The sequence below is a fragment of the Salaquimonas pukyongi genome (genome assembly GCF_001953055.1).
Taxonomy (GTDB): domain Bacteria; phylum Pseudomonadota; class Alphaproteobacteria; order Rhizobiales; family Rhizobiaceae; genus Salaquimonas; species Salaquimonas pukyongi.
The window spans coordinates 881,590-903,946 of the sequence record NZ_CP019044.1 but is presented as its reverse complement, the minus strand read 5'-3'; the positions used below and the strand labels follow the sequence as shown (position 1 = coordinate 903,946).

At 58.7% G+C, this 22,357-nt stretch carries 18 protein-coding genes and 1 tRNA gene; 2 read left to right on the top strand and 17 right to left on the bottom strand.

Annotated elements, in window-relative coordinates:
* Positions 1-311 precede the first annotated feature (311 nt).
* On the bottom strand, positions 312-1,880 hold the full coding sequence (locus BVL55_RS04390) for a bifunctional helix-turn-helix transcriptional regulator/alpha/beta hydrolase (protein WP_075995895.1): 1,569 nt from the start codon (positions 1,878-1,880) through the stop codon (positions 312-314).
* 216 nt (positions 1,881-2,096) lie between these two features.
* Between BVL55_RS04390 and BVL55_RS04385 the strand changes: the two genes are divergently transcribed.
* Entirely contained in the window at positions 2,097-7,589 is a 5,493-nt protein-coding gene (locus BVL55_RS04385) for an autotransporter-associated beta strand repeat-containing protein (protein WP_083649357.1), read from the top strand.
* Between the two features lie 397 nt (positions 7,590-7,986).
* On the opposite strand, the gene BVL55_RS04380 is transcribed toward BVL55_RS04385, so the two are convergent.
* Positions 7,987-8,505 carry a PadR family transcriptional regulator gene (locus BVL55_RS04380; RefSeq protein WP_075995893.1) on the bottom strand — a complete coding sequence of 173 codons (519 nt, stop codon included), beginning with the start codon at positions 8,503-8,505 and terminating at the stop codon, positions 7,987-7,989.
* An 87-nt stretch (positions 8,506-8,592) separates the two neighbouring features.
* Between BVL55_RS04380 and BVL55_RS04375 the strand changes: the two genes are divergently transcribed.
* Complete coding sequence (locus BVL55_RS04375) at positions 8,593-9,015, top strand: DUF6194 family protein (protein ID WP_156892412.1); 423 nt, start codon at positions 8,593-8,595, stop codon at positions 9,013-9,015.
* Positions 9,016-9,222: 207 nt separating this feature from the next.
* Here BVL55_RS04375 and BVL55_RS04370 read toward each other — a convergent pair.
* The 15 genes from BVL55_RS04370 to pcaD form a co-directional block, all read right to left on the bottom strand.
* A tRNA-Ser gene (locus BVL55_RS04370) sits at positions 9,223-9,312 on the bottom strand.
* A gap of 267 nt (positions 9,313-9,579) precedes the next feature.
* Positions 9,580-10,392 carry a ferredoxin--NADP reductase gene (locus BVL55_RS04365; RefSeq protein ID WP_075997887.1) on the bottom strand — a complete coding sequence of 271 codons (813 nt, stop codon included), beginning with the start codon at positions 10,390-10,392 and terminating at the stop codon, positions 9,580-9,582.
* A 55-nt stretch (positions 10,393-10,447) separates the two neighbouring features.
* Positions 10,448-10,894: a DUF934 domain-containing protein gene (locus BVL55_RS04360; protein ID WP_083649356.1), complete on the bottom strand. Its 447-nt coding sequence runs from the start codon at positions 10,892-10,894 to the stop codon at positions 10,448-10,450.
* 23 nt (positions 10,895-10,917) lie between these two features.
* Positions 10,918-11,640: a phosphoadenylyl-sulfate reductase gene (locus BVL55_RS04355; protein ID WP_075995891.1), complete on the bottom strand. Its 723-nt coding sequence runs from the start codon at positions 11,638-11,640 to the stop codon at positions 10,918-10,920.
* Entirely contained in the window at positions 11,630-13,297 is a 1,668-nt protein-coding gene (locus BVL55_RS04350; RefSeq protein ID WP_075995890.1) for a nitrite/sulfite reductase, read from the bottom strand. The genes BVL55_RS04355 and BVL55_RS04350 overlap by 11 nt, the downstream gene beginning before the upstream one ends.
* An 11-nt stretch (positions 13,298-13,308) precedes the next feature.
* Positions 13,309-13,611 carry a DUF2849 domain-containing protein gene (locus BVL55_RS04345; RefSeq protein WP_075995889.1) on the bottom strand — a complete coding sequence of 101 codons (303 nt, stop codon included), beginning with the start codon at positions 13,609-13,611 and terminating at the stop codon, positions 13,309-13,311.
* Positions 13,611-14,735 carry an NAD(P)-dependent oxidoreductase gene (locus BVL55_RS04340; protein ID WP_162841447.1) on the bottom strand — a complete coding sequence of 375 codons (1,125 nt, stop codon included), beginning with the start codon at positions 14,733-14,735 and terminating at the stop codon, positions 13,611-13,613. The genes BVL55_RS04345 and BVL55_RS04340 overlap by 1 nt, the downstream gene beginning before the upstream one ends.
* A 236-nt stretch (positions 14,736-14,971) precedes the next feature.
* On the bottom strand, positions 14,972-16,015 hold the full coding sequence (locus BVL55_RS04335) for a Fe(3+) ABC transporter substrate-binding protein (RefSeq protein WP_075995887.1): 1,044 nt from the start codon (positions 16,013-16,015) through the stop codon (positions 14,972-14,974).
* Between the two features lie 232 nt (positions 16,016-16,247).
* A complete protein-coding gene (locus BVL55_RS04330; RefSeq protein WP_075995886.1) occupies positions 16,248-17,315 on the bottom strand; it encodes a 3-carboxy-cis,cis-muconate cycloisomerase in 1,068 nt (355 codons plus the stop codon).
* Positions 17,316-17,321: 6 nt separating this feature from the next.
* Positions 17,322-18,521 (bottom strand): 3-oxoadipyl-CoA thiolase, encoded by a 1,200-nt coding sequence (gene pcaF / locus BVL55_RS04325; RefSeq protein ID WP_075995885.1) that lies wholly within the window; start codon positions 18,519-18,521, stop codon positions 17,322-17,324.
* 29 nt (positions 18,522-18,550) lie between these two features.
* Positions 18,551-19,384 carry a 3-oxoadipate:acetyl-CoA acetyltransferase gene (locus BVL55_RS04320; protein WP_075995884.1) on the bottom strand — a complete coding sequence of 278 codons (834 nt, stop codon included), beginning with the start codon at positions 19,382-19,384 and terminating at the stop codon, positions 18,551-18,553.
* Positions 19,385-19,395: 11 nt separating this feature from the next.
* A complete protein-coding gene (gene pcaG / locus BVL55_RS04315) occupies positions 19,396-19,977 on the bottom strand; it encodes a protocatechuate 3,4-dioxygenase subunit alpha (RefSeq protein WP_075995883.1) in 582 nt (193 codons plus the stop codon).
* A 12-nt stretch (positions 19,978-19,989) separates the two neighbouring features.
* Positions 19,990-20,751 (bottom strand): protocatechuate 3,4-dioxygenase subunit beta, encoded by a 762-nt coding sequence (pcaH, locus tag BVL55_RS04310; protein WP_075995882.1) that lies wholly within the window; start codon positions 20,749-20,751, stop codon positions 19,990-19,992.
* On the bottom strand, positions 20,735-21,151 hold the full coding sequence (gene pcaC / locus BVL55_RS04305; RefSeq protein ID WP_075995881.1) for a 4-carboxymuconolactone decarboxylase: 417 nt from the start codon (positions 21,149-21,151) through the stop codon (positions 20,735-20,737). The genes pcaH and pcaC overlap by 17 nt, the downstream gene beginning before the upstream one ends.
* Positions 21,148-21,975 (bottom strand): 3-oxoadipate enol-lactonase, encoded by an 828-nt coding sequence (gene pcaD, locus BVL55_RS04300; RefSeq protein ID WP_075995880.1) that lies wholly within the window; start codon positions 21,973-21,975, stop codon positions 21,148-21,150. The genes pcaC and pcaD overlap by 4 nt, the downstream gene beginning before the upstream one ends.
* Positions 21,976-22,357 lie beyond the last annotated feature (382 nt).

Here is a 22,357-nt window from a genome sequence, read left to right as displayed (position 1 = left end):
CCGAAGGCGATCTGCGTCTTCGATGAACTCCCGTCCGTGTTTTTTGGTCGAGGCTGTATCAACATTCAGGTTTCGGACGCGGCGAGAGACGGATTTCGTCTCTGGCAAGGCGAAAAAATCACCCATGCAAACTGCTTCCATTTAAACCTGACACGCTCCAGCTGAACCAGCCAGCCGATACCTTTCTGCCTTTCTGCCGTATTCGCCAGCCTCTTAAGCGCGCAAGGCGGACGATCTCAGGCGATGTCTTGGAGTAGCAAAACAGGCTGATCCAGGCCATCCCCAGAGGCTGAGCCCGTGCCAAGGTCAGTTCAATGGATTTTCTTTGACAGTGCCTTTTTCCGAATTTTGGCGACATTGTCTTTCCATGCATCCGCGTCACGCGTGACCAGCTCTTCAAAGCAGGTCAGGAACAGTGATTGCCCGCGGTCTTCCAGCTCGATGAACGTTGAATTTGCAAAGCGTTCGCTGACGGCTTTTGCCGCATCCAGCGGGTTTATCGGATCAAATGCGCCGTGAACAAATGTCACGCGGCATTTGAGCGAATCAACCCCTGCCCAAATGTCCAGATTGCCCAAAGTGACATCGCGGATGACGGACCAGCGCGAGAGACGATAGGTCTCAAATATCCAGGAATAGATCAGCGGATTGTCGATGATGTCGTTGAAGGTCTGAACATCAATCTCGGAATTTTTGTAGGTGGATTGCAACAGTTTTCGGAAGCCTGCCGGCGTACTCATCCGCCGCAGATACTGGTCATAGGTTTTTTCCAGAACCAGATTGTTGCTGGAGGCCAGTTTCTTCATGGCTGACACGAATTTGTGGACCTTGCCGCTCGTGTAGTCTCCCAAATGGGCCGCCGCGGCGATGGTGTACTCCTCCACCAGTTCCGGCGCATCCATTGCTGCCCTTAGTCCATAAGCGACCCCGGTGGATTGGGATACCAGCCTGGCAGAGCCGTTGCAAAGAAGCCTGATGGTATCGGCAATGTCCTGAGCACTTCGATGCAGGTGCACCGGGGCTGTATCCGGTTGAACCGTCCCCTGCATAAAGCCATGGCGCAAAGGAATAAGAAGCCTGGTATTGGACGCCGCCAACCATGATGGCTTAACCTGGGACGGCGGTGGCAGGGTTTGGCTGTGAACAAAGACCACAGGCTTGCCAAGTACCGGCCCTGCGTCGGCAACCCGCAGGGTTCGCCCGCCTTCCAGGGATATCTCGTGAAACCGGAACGTGTCGGGGTAATACAGATCGAGAAACACCTTTTCATCGACAACAGTCGAACCGGTCCGGGCAGCTTCCACGCCCACCGCATCAAGAATGTAGGACAACAAGGTTGCAAGGGTGATGCGAACCACCTCGCTTTGCGAATGGGTATCCGTTTTGGAAGCCAAAGACTTGAACTGGGAGCGTTTGGTTTCATAGGCAACGCCATCGATGTCAGCGGCTTCCTTCAGGCTGTTGCCGCATAAAATCTGAACCATCAGATGCAGTTCAGCGTCCGACAATTCAGCGGCAGGATAGATCTCTCCCAGCATTCGAAGAAGAAAGGCACGGGTAATGACGATGATTCTGCGGGTGTTCTTGATTTGTGAATAAAGAACGGTGTTGTTGCCAAAGGCATGCATTCGCGCCTGTTTTTCATCAGGATCATCTGCCTGAATGAGGGCGCCAAGCTCGCGGCAGATATGCAGGTTGCCAAATCCCCAGACTTCCTGGCCGGTGGAATTCAGGTAGAGAATACCAATCGTCGGATTGTCACGTGGCTCCTGCGCCACCGAAGCGCCGCGGCTCGCGCGCGTTTTGTCAACTTCCAGCAGTCCGAGGCTGTCTTCGTACCATGCACGAAGCCGATTGGGATCGGAAGTCTGGTTTTTCATCTCAGCCAAAGCATTCCCGCACCATGCTGCATGTTTGCCGCATGCCACCTTCCTTGCACATCACGCCCCGGTTTCAAAGAAGCTGTGTGATTGCTTACTGCCCGGTAAGGGGAACGTGATCACCCAATTGGGTTAAGACATGCAATTGGCGGTGTGGTTCGTTGCTCCGAAGAGTCGCCCTTAACGTGGCTGTGACAAGTTTTCGGAGTAAATTCAATGCGTAGCAGGGTAACCCGCCCTACCTTGATCATGCCTGCATCCGCTGCCCGGCGCGGCGGTGCAGCCGTTCTTCGCGATTTGCGGCGCGGATTGCTGTCTTCTGTTGCTGCAACGGTTTTGGCGATGAGCACGCTCAATGGTGCTGCGCCCGCTTTGGCAGCCGATACCCACTGGACAGGCGCGGGCGGCGATACAAACTGGAACAACCCTGCCAATTGGTCGAACGGGCTTCCTGGCGGTAACGATACCAGCAGAATTAGAAACGGACAGACGGCAACGGTTGACGGCATTACCGCAAGCGGAAACCGCTATACCTATATCGGCGGGAACTACTCCGCAGGCCACGTCGATGTAATAAACGGCGGGAACCTGTCTGGGGGCTGCTGTTTCTATATTGGCGACTACGGAGACGGTTCTATGACGGTTTCCGGCACCGGATCGACCGTCAGTGCCGGTGGTTCCGTTTTTGTCGTTGGACAATCAAGCACCAGGGGTGAACTCCTGATCACCAACGGTGGCACGGTCAATACACCAGCATCGTATACGATGATTGGCCGGTATGGCGGCAGCGAGGGCGTTGTAACCATATCGGGCACAGGTTCCCTGTTCCAAAGCGGCGGCCATTTGATGCTTGGTGGAGAATCCGCCAGCAGCACCTACAATACGAAAGGTACGCTCAACCTCGTTGAAGGTGGTCTTGTTCGGGCAGGCGGTTCCGGCATTCGGAAGATCATCATCGCACACTCAAACGGATCGACCGGTACCGTCAATGTCGGCAATGGCGGTACGCCCGGCACAGTGGAAGCCTCCAGCATACAATTCGGCAATGGCACAGGTGTGTTGAATTTCAATCACACTAATACAGGGTACAGTTTCACCGTCCCCATAACCGGCAATGGCGAAGTGCGCCAACTGGCCGGGACAACGGTCCTTTCGGGTTCAAACTCCTACAGTGGCGGGACAACGATCAATGGCGGCACCTTGCGGGCCGGCAGCGCGTCGGCGCTGGGAACCGGGCTTGTCACCGTCGCGGCGGATGGCACGCTGGATCTTGGCACCAATACCGGCGCAAGTGCCCTTGGCGGAAGCGGGCTTGTAACGCTCAACGCCAACACATTGACCCTGAGCGGCGATGGCAATGGCAGCATTGAGCAGGAATCAACCTATGCAGGGATCATCTCGGGCACAGGCGGTCTGATCATCAACAATGGCAATGACAATCAGATTCTGACCGGCGACAACACGTTTTCCGGCGGCATAGCTGTCGCCGGCGGCGCGTTGACGCTGGGCTCCAACACGGCTGCCGGTACGGGACCGATCACCACTACCGGATCGGTCATTGGGTATCTGAACGGCGTGAACAGTGCGGCGCCAATTATCATCAATTCCAATACGACCCAGTTGGAGGTGAACGGCACGGATACCGCCGTTCAATCTGGTGTGATTTCTGAAAGTGGCGGTGTGAGGCCGCTGGAGAAGATCGGCACCGGCACGCTGACGCTTTCTGCTGCCAACACCTATACGGGCACGACCACGATCACTTCGGGTACCTTGAACGTTACCGGTTCGCTGGCCTCCAACGCACTGGTTGTTCAGGACGGCGCAGCTCTTCAAGCTGATGGCGCGGCAATCCTCGACACAGCCTCGGTTACCCTGAACGGCTCCGGCAATCTGTCTCTAACCGGCAATGAGCAGATTGGCTCGCTCGCAAGTGCTTCAAATACATCCACCGTAGTCCTGGGGGCGAACCTGTTGACTACCGGTGGTGCAGCAAACACATCTTTCGCTGGCTCGATCACCGGAAGCGGCGGTCTGACCAAAGAAGGCAACGGCATCTTCTCGCTCACCGGCAGCAGCAATTACACCGGTGCGACGACCGTCAGCGCCGGAACTCTGGAAGTCACTGGTACTGGTGCTCTGGGTGGAACCGGTGGTGTGACCATCAGCAATAGCGGTACCCTGCAGGTTGACGCTGGCGCACTCGCTGCCGCACAGGCCGTCCAGATCAACGGGACAGGTACCTTCGATGTTGATGGAGACACGGCGATCGGTTCTCTGGCGAGCGTGGCAGGCACGACGGTTGACATTGCAAACAGTTCAACGCTGACGGTCAATCAGGGTACAAACGGCACCATTGCCGGAGTTGTCCAAGGCGGCGGTGGCTTGACCAAGGCCGGAGCGGCCAATCTGATCCTGACCGGAAACAATACCTATGCCGGTCTGACCACCATCAACAGCGGTACGCTGGAACTGCGGGGTAACGGAGCGATATCGGATGGCACTATCGGCGACGACGGCTCTGAAGGATCGATCCTCGTCAACGCGGGAGGGACGCTGCAAGTGGCTCAGTCGGAGACCATTGCCTCGCTGTCGGGCGCCGGCAATGTGGTGTTGTCGGGCACACTGACCACCGGCGATGCAGGAGACGACGAGATTTCGGGCGTTATCTCCGGCACGGGTCTCCTGATCAAGCAGGGCGCCGGCAATCTGACACTGAGCGGCAACAATACGAACTCGGGCGACATAACAGTCGATGGCGGCACCCTAACCCTTGCCTCCAACGCCGCTGCCGGTACCGGCAGCATTTGGACAACCGGATCGGTTGTTGCCTATGCCAATGGCGTCAACATCGCCAATCCGATTGTCGTCAGTTCCAATACCACGCAATTGGAGGTAAACGGCACGGATGCCGCCGAGCAATCCGGGGTAATCTCGCAAAGCGGCGGGGCTCGGCCACTTGAAAAGACCGGCACCGGCACGCTGACCTTGTCGGCTGCCAACACCTATACGGGCACGACCACGATCACTGCGGGCACCCTGAACGTTACCGGTTCGCTTGCCTCGACCGCGCTGGTTGCAAAGGATGGTGCAACCCTACAAGCAGACGGGGCCGCAATCCATGACAGTGCTGCAGTGACGCTGAATGGAACCGGAATCCTGTCGCTGACCGGCAGCGAACGGATCGGATCACTGGCCAGCACATCGGCAGGATCAACCGTGAGCCTGGGCGCCAACACGCTGACAACGGGGGATGCGGCAAATGCAGCTTTTGCCGGTTCGATCACCGGAACCGGTGGCCTAACCAAGGAAGGCGCCGGTACGTTCTCGCTGACCGGCGGCAGTAATTACACTGGTACCACGGCAGTCAACGGCGGTATTCTGGACATCACCGGAACCGGCGCCTTGAGCGGTGCCGGTGGGGTGACCATCAACAACAATGGCACGTTGCGCGCCGATGCCGGCGCACTCGCTGCGGCACAGGCCGTTCAGGTCAACGGCACCGGCACCTTCGATGTTGATGGCGATACGACAATCGGCCGCTTGACGGGCATGGCGGGCTCAACCGTTGACATTGCAAGCGGCTCGGCTCTGACGGTCAATCAGGGTTCCAACGGCACCTTCGCCGGGAACATGCAAGGTGATGGCGGCCTGACCAAAGGGGGGGCAGCCAATCTGATCCTGACCGGAAACAACAGCTACACCGGTACCACCACCGTCAGCGGGGGTGTGCTTGAGATCAAGAACGCAGGCGTACTCTCCAGCACGGGCGGGATCGTCATCAACTCAGGTGAGGTCGAGACCGACGGCGGCGGATTGGGAACCGGCCGGGCCGTTACCCTCAACGGGGCCGGATTGAATTCCATGCTTGATCTCAATGGAGATGAACAAATCGCTTCCCTGGCAGGTGTAGGAACCGTCGATTTCGACAGCATTCTGACAATCAAACAGGCCGCCGACACGGTGTTTTCCGGCAATCTTGTTGGCAACGGAAACCTGGAGAAATCCGGCGCCGGTTCGCTGACCCTTTCCGGCAACAACACGTTTGGCGGCGGCATCGACCACAAGGGCGGCACCCTGGAGCTGGCTTCCCAAAATGCCGCGGGCACGAGCGCCATCTTCAATGCCGCCATTTTGAACATCACGTCGAACCTGAGCGGGAGCGGCCTGTTGAAAAACGAAAACGGCGGCGTTGCCAATTTCGGTGGAAACACCGTTACCGGCTTTACCGGATTTCAAAATGATGCTGGCGGAACCGCCAGTTTCGGCAGTGGCAGCTCGTTCAATGCCGGGATCAACGACCTCTTCAACAACGGCCTGCTCAATGCCGATGGTGCCGTGGCCCTTACCGGCAAAAGTTTCACCAATGCAGGCGGCCGGCTGTCGATGAAGGATGGAGTGGCCGGTGATGCACTGACGATCAATGCGGCATTCGCAGGCACCGGCACGCTGAGCGTCGATGTCGATTATGCAGCGAACATAGCCGATGTTCTTGCCATTAACGGTGATGTGACTGGCGGTAAGACGATGATCACGCTCAATGACGTCACCACTGGAAAAGCGACCGGCAATGACATCCTTGTCGTTGACGGCAATGGTGCCATGCCGGCGGATGCCTTTTCACTCGCCGCACCGGCAACGTCCGGCGCCTTCACCTACGATCTGAGTCTGGTTGGCAATGACTGGTTCCTGACCCTTGCGCTGGCCCCCTCAACCGCCACCTACGAAGCTCACGCAGCTCTGCTGACGGAGCTAAATGGCACATCGGGTTTGCTGCGTCGTCTCAGCAACCGCAACTGGGGAAACGGAAGCAGCGCGCAAGCCAATCCAACGGTATACGGGTTTCCCGGAATTGCCGAAGCTGGCGACGAACTTCCAGGCGGAATTTGGACGCGGGTTGAAGCAGCGCATAGCTTTCATGACGCAAGCAGTTCCACCGCCGGCCAGTCCAGAGATACCAATATCAGGAAACTGCACTTTGGTTTTGACGGCCCGGTGGCCGACGCGGGCAACGGAACCGTCACCGCCGGCTTGTTCGGTTTCATCGGCTCGGCCCATACGGATATCTCGTCACCGACGGGTGATGGATCAATCGCCACGCGAATGTATGGCGCAGGCGGCTCCCTTACCTGGCTTGGTACCGGCGGGCTGTACTTTGATGCGGTCGGGCAGTTTTCCTGGTACAAGTCGGATCTTGAATCGGACAGCGCTGGCACCCTGAACAGCGATATGGATGCCACCGGCTACAGCCTGTCTGCGGAGTTCGGAAAGCGCCTGTATTTCTCCGAAAACCGGATCGCCATTCCCCAGGCGCAGATTACCTATTCCGGCATTGATTTCGACAGCTTCACCACCAACACCGGCAGCACAGTGAAACTCACCGATGGAGACAGCCTTAAGGGAAGGCTCGGCATTGCTCTCGGCAAGGAAGCGCAGTGGGAGAATGACGATGGCCAGCAAAACCGCAGCTACACCTATCTCAATCTCGACCTGGAAAACGAGTTTTTCGACGGCACGGAGATCAAAGTGGCAGGGACGGCTTTGAGAAACGAAAATGACAGGCTGACGGGAACCGCTGCCCTGGGTGGCACACTCACCTTGAATGACGGCCGGCTTTCGGTATTCGGTGAAGTGGCTTTTTCAACCAGCCTGGAAAACCTGGGAGATTCCGGAACGGTGCGGGGCAATGCAGGATTTAAACTGCATTTCTAGAGCGTGTCCTGGTTGGATGGAATCGTTTGAACGCCGGTTACCGGGTCTTCGGCAAGGGTGAGAGCTGCCCTGATCGGGTACAAAACCGAATCCGCATACGGGATTTGTACGGGGAACTTCCGCAAGTTATTGCCTTGTTCCTGCAATCATTCGCAGATTTCTGCATTCTCCCGTCAATCCATTATGCTTCAATGTTTCCGGCCAAACCGGAAGCGGCAATTATTTCAAGTGGTTGGAGAATACTCTGGCGAGCCGAAGCCGCCGAAACACAGAACTACGTCTACGCCATAGCCCTCCAAAATTGAGGCGAGAGCGAATAGCTTCGCCGGGTGGGGAACTGAATGTCGGCTTTTGGGGACATGGGCTTGCAAGCAGACGTACAAGCCGGACTGGAAAGCTATTCCCGAGCCAAAATCTTTGCCAGGCTGCCCGCCGTGGCGAAAAGATTGGCGCTCCACATGATGAGAAGATCATGTGTTCTGGGTGCCCCCTTTGCAGCGGAAGTAGTGGCTGCAATCTTTTGCAGCCGATGCGCATTCTCGTTCAAACGCACTGTGGTCTCGGCGAGAAGCGCCGGTCCCTCTTCGGGTAGAGCGTCGAGAAAGGCGATGCCCGAACTCAATTCGATCAAGTCAGAACTCGCAAGGGCTTCGCGCAGCAGCGCAAAGAACTCGGCGTCGCCCGCATTGGTGATTGTGAACCGCGTCTTACCGGGACCACGATCACCGGTTTCCTGCTCGCCTGCCGTGATCAGTCCTTCTTTCGTCATTTGCCGAAGAGCGTGATAGACGGAACCGGATCGCAGGCGGGTCCATGTTTGCACCTGCCAATCCTCCAGCAACTGACCAATTGCATAGCCATGAGATGGGCTTGTCTCGCGGAGCGCTCCCAGCACCAATAACCTCACCACATTCATGCTAGTTTACCTTCGATATTGAGAGCTAGCCAAATTTGGTTAATGGGTGTAAGCCTGATTGACCAAATTTGGTTGTTGGAGCTTAGCATGAGTGTTTCCCTCGTCGATACCCGATCGTTTCTCACCACACTGCCAGATGTCAGCGTGCACGACGGCACGGATGATCTGTTCTTTTTCCGGGGAGATGAGCAAAAATTTCCATTTGCGACCATCGTTACCCACGATGATCCCTATGACACATTGTCGAATTTGAGCCGGCCAGGGGTCTTCCGGCTTAACTTCGCAACCGACAAGGAAACCTTTGCGATGCTGTTTCCAGATTTGCAGACAAAGGCAGCGCTGACAGAAGCAAATCTGGACTATCAGGCCCTAGATGTTTTTTTCCCGCACCCCGTTTATGGCAGGATGCGGTGGGTAAGCGTCATCAATCCCGACAGGGTATGGAGCCATTGCCAGGAACTGCTGGTCAAAGCGCATCAGATTCGCGAACTCCGACCGAACAACTGGTAGATGCAAATCTCCGATAATCATAGCGCGAGCTATTGGCTGAATTTGAGGTTTGTCCCTGCAAACGGCAATGTCAGTAATGAGGTGGGAAGCTGCGGTCGCTGATCTTCAAGATATATCGGGCTGTAGCGTAGAAGCGGCGGTTTACTGCCGCTTGTGGAGCGTGGTGACCGGCACCAAGCCGCGCCATAGAGGGAAATTGGTTGTTTATGGCGGAGAGGAAGGGATTCGAACCCTCGAGACGGTTCCCCGCCTACGCCCTTAGCAGGGGCGCGCCTTCGACCACTCGGCCACCTCTCCGCTGGCGTGGATATATGCTGTGCTGCGTGAAAACAAGGAGTTTTTTCCGGGCGCCCGGGACAAATGTTGGCGATTGCAACACGCTGCAAATTGGCGCGCCAGCACTGCCGGATACCGCACCGGCAGGACTGTGCGGCTGTGTCAAACTGCAGACAAGGTACAGCCTGCGCGCGGAAGAAGATCCGGCGCACACTCTGGCTACACTCTGGCTACACAAGGAAATCCCGCAATGAACTCGCCGCGCGGGTTTTCAGGACACGCTCCAGCCTAACCGACAAAGGCTTTTTCGAGCACATATTCGCCGGGGGCAGCGTTCGAACCTTCGCCAAGCCCGGCGGCCTCGCAGATCGCCTTGACTTCCAGATTGAGCGCCATTGAGCCGCAGATCATGACCCGGTCGTCCTGCCCCAGGGGCGGTATTTCCAGATCGCTGAACACCTTGCCGGACTTCAGCAGATCGGTGATGCGGCCGGTATGGCGGGATTCCTGGCGGGTAGTGGTGGGATAATAGTGAAGCTTCTGCCAGGCTTCAGCGCCCACCAGGGGATCGTCGGCAAGATTGGCGACCAGGGCTGCGCCATAATCAAGTTCCGGCACGGTGCGGCAGGTATGGGTCAGGATCACTTCGTCGAACCGCTCATAGAGTTCGGGGTCGCGGATCAGCGAGGCAAAGGGGGCAATGCCGGTACCACTGGCAATGAGCCAGATGCGCTTTCCCGGAAGCAGCGCATCCAGCACCAGCGTGCCGGTCGGCTTGGGACGCACGATCACGGCGTCGCCCGGTGCTATTTCCTGCAGCCTTGAGGTCAGCGGCCCATCGGGCACCTTGATCGAATAAAATTCAAGTTCATCGTCCCAGCTTGGCGAGGCGATGGAATAGGCGCGCAGCAGCGGCTTGCCGTTTTCCTGCTGCAGGCCGATCATGGCGAATTCACCGGAGCGGAAGCGCAGGCTTTTCGGCCTCGTAACCCGGAAGGAAAACAGCCGGTCGGTAAAGTGTTTGACCGCCGTTACCGTCTGGGCGTCGGGATGGCGCGGCGCCAGGGGCACGGCGTCTTCTATCCTTGCGATCTCGTTCATCGATTTCATTCCTGTATTGGTGGCACCTGCAATGGCCATGTTGAATTGGCGGCCTTCAGGCTGCCTGGTGTTTGAGCCGGTCGAGATAGTTGTTCCGGGTGCGTTCAAGTGCCTCGCGCCACTGGGCCTGGGGCATGCGGCCGGCCTGTTCGTTGGAAATTTCCACCTCGTCAAAGCCGGACCGGATGGCGAGTGGATACTGATCGGCAAGAACATGTCCCTTTGCGCGAACAAGCCCGGCAAATCCCATGCGGCGCAGTTTGCGGGCGATGGAAAAGCCGCGGCCATCGGCAAAGGCGGGAAAGGCAATGCGGATGGCGGCAACCGAATTCATCAGCCCCGCCAGGGCCTGGGGATCGGTATCGTTGGGAACATCGATCCCGGTCAGGGCTGCTTCGCGGTCATGAACGGCAGCAGAATACTGATCGAGGGCAACGAATGCCCCGCCCGCCTCCACGAAGAGATCCTCGACAAACCGTCCATCCTTGATGATTACGGGCATGGTGATGCTCCCGGTGGCCGCCGTCAGGCGGTGGGGCGTGTGATCACGCCGTTTTCGATGTGAATGCCGCATTCGGTCTTTTCCTGACCGGACCAGCGCCCGCTGCGCGGATCAGCGCCTTCTGCAACCCGGACAGTGCACGGGGCACAGCCGATCGAGGTAAAGCCCTTTGCCACCATCGGATGGGGTGGCAGGGCATGACGGCTGAAATAGGCTTCGATGTCCTGGCGTTCCCAGAATGCCAGCGGGTTGAGCTTGAGGCGGCCGGAGGGATCGGCTTCGGAAAGCCTGATGGCCGAACGGCTTGCCGCCTGATGCCGCTTGCGGCCGTTGATCCAGCAGTCAAAGCCCGAAAGTGCCTGTTCCAGCGGAATGGTCTTGCGCAGGTTGCAGCAGGCATCGGGGTCGGAAAGGTGAAGCCGTCCGAAAACGTCGCCACGGCGAAGGTCGCGGCTGTCGGCGGAGATGCGGCGCACATCGGTAAGCCCAAGCCGCTCCGCCAGGCTTTGCTGATAGTCAAGCGTTTCGGCAAACATCATGCGCGTGTCGATGAACAGCACGGGCACGGAGGGGTCGACCCGGGAGGCAAGATGCAGCAGTACCGCTGCCTCCGACCCGAAGGAGGAGACCAGCGCTGCCTCGCCATGGGCCTTTTTAGCGATCGCCTCCTCAAGCAGAAAGAGTGCGCCAGCCTCGAGCGCCGCAGCATTGGTTTCCTGCACCCTGGTCTCAACATCACGCTGCATGGCGTTCGTCCTCCGGATAGAGCGCTGCAAGAAACGGCGCAGCGCCAAGACGGCGGTAGGCTGCAAGGAAGGTTTCCGACCGGTCCCGGCGCAGATCAAGATAGGTTTCCACCAGCCGCTCCAGCGCCGGGATGAGTTCGCCGGCGGCAAATCCCGGCCCGGCCCGTTCGCCCAGCGCCATGGTTTCCGTCGCATCGCCGCCAAGGGTAACCTGATAGTTTTCGACGCCTGCCTTGTCCAAGCCCAGTATGCCGATATGGCCGACATGATGGTGTCCGCAGGCATTGATGCAGCCGGAAATCTTGATCTTCAGTTCGCCGATTTCGTGTTCGAGCTTCAAGGCATGGAACCGCTCGGCAATTTCCTGGGCGATGGGGATGGAGCGCGCCGTTGCAAGGGCGCAGTAATCCATGCCGGGGCAGGCAATAATGTCCGAGACAAGGCCGATATTGGCGGTTGCGAGGCCCGCTTCCCGCAAGGCAGCGTGAACGGCAGGAATGTCGGCCTTGCGCACATGAGGCAGTACGGCGTTCTGCTCATGGCTGATGCGGATTTCGTCATGGCCATAGCGTTCGGCAAGATCGGCGATGACGCGCATCTGGTCTGCAGTCACATCGCCCGGTGTGCCGCCAACGGGTTTGGTAGAGACCGTTACGATGCCATAGGCCGGGTTCTTGTGTTGGGAGACGTTGGTTTCGACAAACGACCGCAACAGGGGGTCGGCCTCCTGCGCTTCCTCGAAGGCAAGGGTTTGGGTGTTGTCGAATTCCGGCGGCTCGAAATGACTTGCAATTTCGCTGATGAGGGCATCTGAGGGATATTCGAACTCTTCCAGCACCCGCTCGAAGGTTGCTTCCACCGCATCGCGGATTTCCTCAAGACCGGTCTCGTGAACCAGTATCTTGATGCGCGCCTTGAACTTGTTGTCCCGGCGGCCGGAGAGATTATAGACCTGCAGGATTGCTTCCAGATAGGGCAGCAGATGCGCCCTGGGCAGAAAATCGCGCAGCACCTTGCCGATAAAGGGTGAGCGGCCAAGCCCGCCGCCGACGATGATTTCGTAACCCGGCTCCCCCTGCTCGCTGCGCACCATGCGAATGCCGATATCATGGGCTTTCGTCACCGCGCGGTCATTGGGCGCACCGGTAATGGCGATCTTGAACTTGCGCGGCAGGAACTGGAATTCGGGATGATCGGTCGACCACTGGCGAATCAGTTCGGCGGTCGGGCGCGGATCCTCGATTTCATCGGCTGCAGCACCGGCGAAGTGATCTGCGGTAACGTTGCGAACGCAATTGCCGGAAGTCTGAATGGCATGCATGCCGACATCGGCAAGCGCCTCCAGCATGTCGGGCACGTCTTTGAGCTTCGGCCAGTTGAACTGGATGTTCTGGCGGGTGGTGAAATGGCCATAGCCCTTGTCCCATTTCTCGGCAATCATGGCGAGCTGGCGCATCTTGCGGCTGTCGAGCGTGCCATAGGGGATCGCCACCCGCAGCATGTAGGCGTGCAGTTGAAGATAAAGCCCGTTCATCAGCCGAAGCGGCTTGAACTCGTCCTCGGTCAGCGAACCGTCCAGCCGCTTTTCCACCTGGCCACGGAACTGGCGAACCCGTTCGCGGACAAAGGCTTGGTCAAATTCGTCATACGCATACATGGAAGAACGCCTCAGACTTCAGCCTGTTTGCCGTGAAAATAGTTGGAGGGTCCGCGGGTGCGAAACGCTTCGCGGAAATGCACCGGATGGGGGGTGCCGCTATCGTCCAGCGTTACTTCAGCAAGATAGGCGCCGACGATCTCGTCCTGCCGCGCACTGGCATGGGCGAGCATGGTCTGGGCCTGGTCTGCGGAAACGGCGACATGGGCATCTTCATGGCGGCGGGACCAGTTGCCCGCCTTGGTCAGATAAATCACATCGCCCAGCAGCAGATCATTGGCGGTCACGATTTGCGGTTTGAACTCACGGGCCATTACGCTGCCTCCGTGCGGGAGGTTTGGGTGCCAGACCGCCGGGCATTGGTATGCGGAGCGCCGGTCTTCAGGACGGTATTGTGCTGCTGCAGGTTTTGCCCTGCTGCGGCAAACCGGGCGATGCCGGAAGAAGAAACAACTGGCGCTGTCACACCGGGAAGGATTTCCCACGCGATGCCGGCAGCATCAAGGGCAGTAATTTCACGGGCAAATGTGTGAACGTCTGCGATTGCATCCCTTGCAAGGTGAACAACGGTGCCGCCACCGGCAGCGGTCTGCGCGATATCGGCTGGAATGCCGTTTTCGTTGTCGTCACGCCGTTCCACGAAAACCGCTTCCCGCCGGGCAAGCTCCAGGATGGAACCTGGAACGCCACCATCAAAGACCACCGCATCGGCATGCTGCAGCACCTTGCGCGCCTTCAGCGTCAACAGATCGGGATCGTCCTGGGCAGCGCTGATGAAAGTAACGCGGCCAGCCTGAAGCCCGCCGGCCGAAATTCCCGCAAGCAATGCGTGGAGCTTTCCGACCGCAGCGGCAGCACCGCCCGATGCGAAAGCTGCGGGTCCATCGCGAAAAAAGAAACGGGTCCACAGTTCGCGCCGGTCACGGCCCTGTTTCAGCCTGGCAACAGCCGCGCGGAAGGACTGGGCGATGCGGGCAAGCCTGCCGGTATCGGCAGGAAGCATCTCTTCCAGATCACTCTTGATCTTGCGGGCGAGAACAGGCGCTGTCCCCTCCGTGCCGATGGCGACAGTGACGGGATCGCGGTCTACTATTGCGGGCGTTAGAAACTCGCTGTGCTCAAGATCATCGACAACATTGGTCAGCGCGCCTGCCCAGCGTCCAAGTTCCGCCGCCTGTGCATCGAGTGCAGGTTCGCCATTGGCGCCATAGACGAGCCGCGCTCCGGCAACATCGTCCCATTGCAGGGGGCGCTCTGCAAGGATGAGGTGGCCCTCTTCATGCCATTGCAAAACCGCCGCGCAGGGCTCAGTTCCGAAAACCCTGATATGGGCGTCCGTCTTCAACAGCAGGCGGATTTTTGCCGCCGCATGTTCGCCAGCACCGGAAACGACCACTGTCTGGCCCTTGAGATCGACAAAGAGAGGAAAGAACCGCATGGACATGGCCTTGTGTGAAGCCGATTGCCATTACCGGCAATCTGGAGATGTTTTTTCCAAGATAGCGGTTTTGACGCCCCCTTTCGCGCTACATGATTTCAAATCCAGTAGTTTTTCTGCAAATTATTACCTCATCGGGCATTTGGCGGGACAAAAATTGGCAAACAAAAAGGCCGGGGTCCGAAAACCCCGGCCATAGCTGCAAGTCAGGCAGCTACCACAAATTGTGAAAAACGCTAGTTCGTCGGCCCGTTATTGTAGCCCACCCGGTCCACCAGTTCGGAAGCAAGCTTGCGGTTTTCGGCGATTTTCGCCAGCGGCAGGGTATCCGGCTTGATCTCGCCAAAGCCCTTGACGATTTCAGACGCGCTGGCACCGGGAGCCACCGGATATTCGAACACCTGCTCGGCATAGATTTCCTGTGCCTTCGGGCTGGCCAGAAATTCCATCAGCTTGACGGCGTTTTCCTTGTTCGGCGCATGTTTTGCCAGTGCCATGCCGGAAATGTTCACATGGGTGCCGCGGTCCTGGGAATTGGGAAACAGGACCTTGATGGCCTTTGCCCATTCCTTTTGCTCAGGCTCCTTTTCATTGGTCTGCATCAGACCGACATAGTAGGAGTTTCCGATGGCAAGATCGCATTCGCCTGCAAAGATCGCCTTTGCCTGGGCGCGGTCATTGCCGTTCGGCTTGCGGGCAAGGTTCTCCTTAAGGCCGGCCAGCCAGGCTTCCGTCTCCTGTGCACCGTGATGGGCGATCATGGAAGCAAACAGGCCGATGTTGTAGGCGTGCTGGCCGTCACGGGTGCAAATCTTGCCCTTCCATTTGGGATCGGCGAGTTCCTCATAGGTGATCGCATCCTGGGCAAAACGCTCGGAGGAGGCGTAAACAACGCGACCGCGGGTTGTCACCCCAAACCAGTTGTTGTCGGGATCGCGGTACTGGGCGGGAATGTTGGCGTTAATCGCCTCGCTTTCGAGCGGTGCGGTGACGCCCGCATCTTCCGCGCCCTGAAGGCGGCCGATATCGACCGTCAGGATCACGTCGGCAGGCGAATTCTCTCCCTCGGTGGCGATGCGCTCCACCAGACCCTTGTTGAGGAAAATGACATTTGCCGAAATGCCGGTCTCTGCCTTGAAGGCATCCAGCAGCGGCTGGATCAGTTCGGGCTGGCGGTAGGAATAGATGTTGACTTCGCCTTCGGCGAGCGCCGGCGTTGCGGCAAGAGCAGAAGCGAACATGGTGCAGCCGGCAAGGGCTGCGCTGAGTTTCTTGATCATTTTATTCTCCAATAGGCATCGTTAAAGGCGATGCAACCGGATTGCGTTTGCGCCGGCAGGAATAGCATTCCGCAAGCCGATGTCAATATTTTTCCAATAAAATCAATACTTTAGAATTGTTCTAAAGTAGGGCGGAACAGCGTATGCGGTTCGGCAGGTCACGCCAACCCCCAGGCCATTGGAAACATGGGAAAAACCGGCACAGCAAGGCAGGCGGCTTTGGCGTGCAGGATTACCGCTCGGGACTTCCCATGCGCTCGACGCTTTCCAGCAACAAGACCGCGTTGCGGGTAGCGGCAGCAGTTGCGACGCACATTTGCGGCAGCAGCATCCATTCCAGTGCCCAGGCAGCGCCCGAACGTTCCTGCTCGTGCACCATTGCCTGATGCATGCCGGAAAGCAGGACCGCATTGAAGCGGGCGAGCGTTATCAGGCTTTCCGCCTGCACCGGGTTCTGCTTGTGGGGCATGGCTGACGACCTGCCGGTTCCAGAAAGCGCGACTTCATCGATGCCGTTCTGCGCCATCAGCGCCATGTCCTGGCCAATCTTGCCGAGGCTGCCGGTGACCAGCGACAACCAGTTTGCGTAGCCGGCAATCGCGGATCGGTTGGTATGCCAGTTGCGCCGCGGCGTTTTAAGACCCAGCAGGCCGGCAAGTTCCCCTGCTACCGGTTCTGCCTTGTCTCCCAGCCTGTCGAGGGTTCCCGCCGCCCCGCCGAATTGCAGGCAAAGCAGACGCGGTTTTAACTGCGCCAGTTGGGACCGGTGGTCTTCAAACGGGCTGCGCCAGGCGGCGATCCGGTCCGCCACGGTGATGGGAATGGCTGCCTGCATGCGGGTGCGCGCCATCAAACCATTGCCGCCAAATGCCGTTTCGAGCCGTTCAAGTTGCGATTCAACCTGAAGCAATCTTGAGTCCAGGAGATTAGACAACTCCTTGATTCTCAATACCAAACTTGTATCGACCAGATCCTGGCTGGTGGCGCCGAAGTGAAGATGGGCGCTGTGCGGTTCGCCAATGGCGCGGCGCATCTGGCGCACCAGTTCGGGAACCGTAACACCGTCGCGGGCGGTTGCTGCGCCGATTGCCCGCACATCGGGTTCAAATCCCTCCAGGGCATCGGCGATTGCGCGGGCGGCATCCTTCGGAATGACATCATGGGCAGCTTCGGCCTTGGCGAGCGCCGCTTCAAAACGGATCATGCCATCAAGATCGGCCTTTACCGAGAAGAATGCTGCAGCATCCCTGTCGCCCAGCAGTTCACCCAGCAGTGGTGCGTTAAAGGGCGTAAACGACATGGCAGGTCAAACCCGTTCGATGGCGACGGCAATCCCCTGCCCCACGCCGATGCACATGGTGGCAAGCGCCAGCTTTCCACCGTTCTGCTGGAGTTCCAGCGCTGCCGTTCCGGTAATGCGTGCGCCCGACATGCCCAGTGGATGGCCAAGCGCGATGGCGCCGCCATTGGGATTTGCATGGGAAGCATCGTCGGCAATGGAAAGATCGCGCAAGGTCGCCAACCCCTGGGAAGCGAAAGCCTCGTTGAGTTCAATAACGTCAAAATCCTGTGGCGTAATGCCAAGGCGCCCGCAGAGTTTCTTCGTCGCCAGCGCAGGACCAAAGCCCATGATGCGCGGTGCCAGTCCGGCGGCAGCTCCACCCAGCACCCGGGCAATGGGCGTCAGGCCGTGCTTTTTGGCTGCTGCCTCCGATGCCACGATCAACGCCGCCGCGCCATCGTTGACGCCCGAAGCATTGCCTGCCGTCACGCTGCCGCCTTCCCGGAAAGGCGCCTTCAGGGAGGCAAGTTTTTCCAGGGTGGTTTCGCGCGGGTGTTCGTCGGTATCTACGACCGTATCGCCCTTGCGGCCGTTGATGGTAACCGGGGTGATCTCCTTCGCCAGCCTGCCTGATGCGATGGCTGAAGCAGCCCTTTGCTGGGAGCGCAGGGCAAAGGCGTCCTGATCCTCACGGGAGATATCAAAATCCCCGGCGACGTTTTCGGCCGTCTCAGGCATGGAATCGACGCCATATTGTGCCTTCAGCACCGGATTGATGAAGCGCCATCCGATGGTGGTGTCGTAGACCGCGTTGTCGCGGGAAAAGGCGGCTGCAGCCTTGGGCATCACAAAGGGTGCCCGGGTCATGCTCTCGACACCGCCGGCGATCACGAGTTCTGCTTCATCCGCCTTGATGGCGCGGGCAGCGGCGATGACCGCATCCATGCCGGAACCGCACAGCCGGTTGATGGTATTGGCGGGAACGGTTTGCGGCAGGCCGGCCAGAAGCGCCGCCATCCTGCCGACATTGCGGTTGTCCTCACCGGCCTGATTGGCGCAGCCATAATGAAGGTCGTCCACCGCGTCCCAATCCACCTTTGCATTGCGTGCCATCAGTGCTGCAAGCGGTACGGCTCCCAGATCGTCGGTGCGGATATGCGCCAGCGCGCCGCCAAACCGGCCAATGGGGGTCCGGATGTAATCGCAGATAAAGGCTTCGGTCATGGAGAAGAATACTCCCTTTCGGGCACCGTTCAGGCCGCGGGGCGCAGTTCAAGGATGCGGCGTGCCTCCTGGGACGTTGCCACGGGCCGGCCATACTTCTCGCACAGCGCGACGGTACGCGCCACCAGCGCGGCATTGGAGGGTGCCAGGGTGTTACGGTCGAGGCGGACATTATCTTCCAGGCCGGTGCGGGTGTGGCCGCCGGCTGCAATGCACCATTCATTGACATCGATCTGGTGGCGGCCGATGCCGGCAGCACACCATTCAGCTTCGGGCGCCAGCCGGTTCACGGTCTTCACATAGTAATCAAAGACATCCTTGTCGGCGGGCATGGCGTTTTTTACTCCCATGACAAACTGGATGTAGAGCTTGCCGGCAATCCGTCCGTCACGGTTCATGGCGACAGCCTGATGAATATGGGAAAGATCGAATGCCTCGATCTCAGGCTTTATGTCATGCTTGCGCATTTCTTCGGCGAGCCAGTCAACGAGGTCCGGCGGGTTTTCATAGACACGGGTGGGGAAGTTGTTCGAACCGACGGTAAGCGAGGCCATGTCCGGCCTGAGCGGCAGCATGCCCCCGCGCTCGGCACCCGCGCCCGACCGGCCACCGGTGGAAAACTGGATGATCATGCCGGGGCAGTGTTGTTCGAGCTGCTCTTTCAGCCTGGCAAAGCGCTCGGGATCGGAAGTGGGGGTACCGTCTTCAAGGCGCACATGGCAATGGGCAATCGAGGCGCCAGCCTCGAAGGCCGCATGGGTCGATTCGACCTGTTCTGAAATGGTGATCGGAACAGCGGGATTGTCCTCCTTGCGGGGAACCGAACCGGTAATGGCGACACAGATGATGCAGGGTTTTGACATGAGTTCATGACCTAGACGTCGAAAAACACGGTTTCATCCTCCCCCTGCAAGCGGATGTCAATGCAGTAGCGGCTCTTGCCGGTCTTATCGGCGATCAGCGTAGCACGCCGTGATTTCGGCACGCGGGAGAGCACCGGATCGGCGGCATTGGCTTCGGCTTCATCGGCAAAGTAAATCCGGGTGTGCAGGCCGATATTGATGCCGCGGGCAACAATCCATGCGGTGATGTGGGGCGCATGAAGGGTGCCATCAATGTCCTTGATGGCACCGGGTTTTGCCGTTTTCAACCGGAACTTCCCGGTTTTCAGATCAACCGGCACGCGGGCAAAACCGGTGAACTTACCGGTTTTCCTTCCTACCTTTGCCAGCTTCGTGCGGCCCTTTTCATCGGCCTGGGTAAATTCGATCAGACAATCGCGCACGGGTTCACCGGCCCCGTCAAAGACGGTTCCAGTCAGGGTAATCGCGTCCGCCCCGGTTTCCTTGCCCAGGTCCTGCGCATAGATGCCCCGAATGCCGACCGCGCCCGGCGTAAGCCCGATGTGAACATAGGGTCCGGCGGTCTGGGAGGGGCTTTCCTTTTTTCTTGCCATCGTCTTCTCCCCTCAATTCCCTTCAAGACGGTTTTCAAACAGGGTTGAACGGGCGCCGCGCAATATGATGTCAAAGCGGTAGGCCAGCGAATCCATGGGCTTTGCCCCGTCCATGTCAAGTTTTGCCACAAGCTGACCGATGGCCTTTGGATCCTTGATCGTGCGCACGATGGGACAGCGCGGGATCAGCGGGTCGCCCTCGAAATACATCTGGGTAATCAGGCGCTGGGTAAAGGCCTGGCCGAACAGCGAGAAATGGATGTGCGCGGGACGCCAGTCATTGGGGCCGTTCGGCCAGGGATAGGGGCCGGGCCGGATTGTGGTGAAGCGGTAGCTGCCGTCCTTTGCCGTCAGCGTTCGCCCGCAGCCGCCGAAATCGGGATCGAGCGGAGCGATATAGGATTCATTGACATGGCGGTAGCGCCCGCCCGCATTGGCCTGCCAGATTTCCACCAGGCAATCGGGTACGCCCCTGCCCTGTTCGTCGAGCACCCGGCCATGGACGATGATACGCTCCCCGATGGCCGATTTTCCCGAGCGGGCAAAATTGGTGATGAGGTCTGTGTCCTTGTTGCCGATGAGGTCATGGCCGAATACCGGGCCGGTAAGCTCTGATGCCGTCTGCGGGATTATCACCAGTTTTTTCTTCGGCGAGCGCAGGATGCTGGAGCGATAGCCTGCATCGCGCGGTTTTGGATGCCATTTGCGGTCGCGAAGCGGGAATACCGCACCGGGCCGGGCCGAAGCACCGGCTTTGCTAGTTGCCTTCGCCATTATCCTTGTCCTTCTCCGATTGGGCAAACACCTGTTTGGCAATTTTGAAAGCCCGGTTGGCGGCAGGAACGCCAGCATACACCGCCACATGCATCAGGGCCTCGCGGATGTCTTCCCTGGTAGCGCCTGTATTGGCGCTAGCGCGCACATGCATGGCAACTTCCTCGTCGTGCCCGAGTGCTGCCAGAAGCGCGATGGTAATCATGGAGCGCTCGCGTTTGCTCAGATGACCCCCGGACCAAACCGAACCCCAGGCGCCTTCAGTAATGAAGGTCTGGAAAGGTTCGTCGAACGCCGTCATCGCTGCCGTGCTGCGGTCCACATGATCGCCGCCCAGAACCGAACGGCGCACCGCAATGCCTTCCTCATAGCGCCTGGAGGGTGGGGTTTTGCCGCTCAATGCAAAGACCCTCCATCACCTTCTGCCTGTGCTGCCGCGTTTGCCGTCAAAAATCCCTTGATCAGGCCTGCAAGCTTTTTCGGTTGATCAATCGATGGCAGATGGCCAGCTTCCCCGATCACCTCAAACCCTGCATCGGGGATCAGGCCCGCCAGCTCTTCAACGAGCGCCGGCGGTGTTGCACCGTCTTCTGCCCCGACAACGCACAGGGCAGGCACGGCGATATTGGCCGCGTCCTGGGTGAAATCGGCATCGCGGATGGCGACACAGGTCCCCGCATAGCCCTCAGCGGGCTGGCGGGTCAGCATGTTGCGGTAACCCTCCAGTTCACCGGTTCGGCTTTTCCGGAAATCCGCGGTAAACCAGCGCTCGAGAATGGGCTCTGCCAGCACTGCGATGCCATCTTCTGTGACCTTTTTGATGCGCTCGTCCCACATTTCTTTCGTGCCGATCTTGTGGCCGGTATCGCACAAAATCATGGAGGCAACGAGGTCCGGCCGCTTGGCATAAACGCCCTGGGCAATCATGCCGCCAACCGACACGCCGCACAAAACCGCCGGCTTGACGGCAAGATAATCGAGCAGGGCAATCAGGTCCTCGACGTGATCGCCCATCGAATAGGGCGGTGAGCCGAGGGAAGAAAGGCCGTGGCCGCGCTTGTCATAGGTCAGAATGGCCGCATTCCCGGCCAATTCGACGATGACATCGCGCCATATGCGGAAATCGGTGCCCAGCGAGTTGATGAACACAATCAGCGGCTTGTCCTTTGCTGCACCGATTGTCTGATAGTGCAGCGTAACCCCGTTCAGTTCGGCAAATTGCATGACATCTCCCTGTTGCCGGTATGGCGCCGGGGCAGAAAGTGGCATTGTTTTGCGGTCAAGTAAAATGGCAGGTGGCAGCCAGGCTGCGGGCCCACAAACAGCCAGCGGAACTGGCGTCCATTGTATGCAAAATAATGCCGTTCCGCGGATAGATCATGCAGGGTTTGGCAAACAAAAGCTGCCTGTTTCCAACAACCAAGGCCGCTGGCAAGCCAACTGGCAGCCCTGACGATTGGTGGAAACAGACAGCATCTGGTGTGGGCGCCTCCCGAAAACCGGCACCACTTTAGGATCAGGCGCTTTTCGCGCTCTTGTTTTTCTGCCCCGGCTTGTCGCCCCGGCGCTTTTCGCGCTCTTTTCGGCAGAGTTTGCGGCCGGTTAT

Coding starts and splice junctions, on each gene's coding strand:
- BVL55_RS04390 (WP_075995895.1), bottom strand. CDS start 1,880: ATGAAAAACCAGACTTCCGATCCCAATCGGCTTCGTGCATGGTACGAA.
- BVL55_RS04385 (WP_083649357.1), top strand. CDS start 2,097: ATGCGTAGCAGGGTAACCCGCCCTACCTTGATCATGCCTGCATCCGCT.
- BVL55_RS04380 (WP_075995893.1), bottom strand. CDS start 8,505: ATGAATGTGGTGAGGTTATTGGTGCTGGGAGCGCTCCGCGAGACAAGC.
- BVL55_RS04375 (WP_156892412.1), top strand. CDS start 8,593: ATGAGTGTTTCCCTCGTCGATACCCGATCGTTTCTCACCACACTGCCA.
- BVL55_RS04365 (WP_075997887.1), bottom strand. CDS start 10,392: ATGAACGAGATCGCAAGGATAGAAGACGCCGTGCCCCTGGCGCCGCGC.
- BVL55_RS04360 (WP_083649356.1), bottom strand. CDS start 10,894: ATGCCCGTAATCATCAAGGATGGACGGTTTGTCGAGGATCTCTTCGTG.
- BVL55_RS04355 (WP_075995891.1), bottom strand. CDS start 11,640: ATGCAGCGTGATGTTGAGACCAGGGTGCAGGAAACCAATGCTGCGGCG.
- BVL55_RS04350 (WP_075995890.1), bottom strand. CDS start 13,297: ATGTATGCGTATGACGAATTTGACCAAGCCTTTGTCCGCGAACGGGTT.
- BVL55_RS04345 (WP_075995889.1), bottom strand. CDS start 13,611: ATGGCCCGTGAGTTCAAACCGCAAATCGTGACCGCCAATGATCTGCTG.
- BVL55_RS04340 (WP_162841447.1), bottom strand. CDS start 14,735: ATGCGGTTCTTTCCTCTCTTTGTCGATCTCAAGGGCCAGACAGTGGTC.
- BVL55_RS04335 (WP_075995887.1), bottom strand. CDS start 16,015: ATGATCAAGAAACTCAGCGCAGCCCTTGCCGGCTGCACCATGTTCGCT.
- BVL55_RS04330 (WP_075995886.1), bottom strand. CDS start 17,315: ATGTCGTTTACGCCCTTTAACGCACCACTGCTGGGTGAACTGCTGGGC.
- pcaF (WP_075995885.1), bottom strand. CDS start 18,521: ATGACCGAAGCCTTTATCTGCGATTACATCCGGACCCCCATTGGCCGG.
- BVL55_RS04320 (WP_075995884.1), bottom strand. CDS start 19,384: ATGTCAAAACCCTGCATCATCTGTGTCGCCATTACCGGTTCGGTTCCC.
- pcaG (WP_075995883.1), bottom strand. CDS start 19,977: ATGGCAAGAAAAAAGGAAAGCCCCTCCCAGACCGCCGGACCCTATGTT.
- pcaH (WP_075995882.1), bottom strand. CDS start 20,751: ATGGCGAAGGCAACTAGCAAAGCCGGTGCTTCGGCCCGGCCCGGTGCG.
- pcaD (WP_075995880.1), bottom strand. CDS start 21,975: ATGCAATTTGCCGAACTGAACGGGGTTACGCTGCACTATCAGACAATC.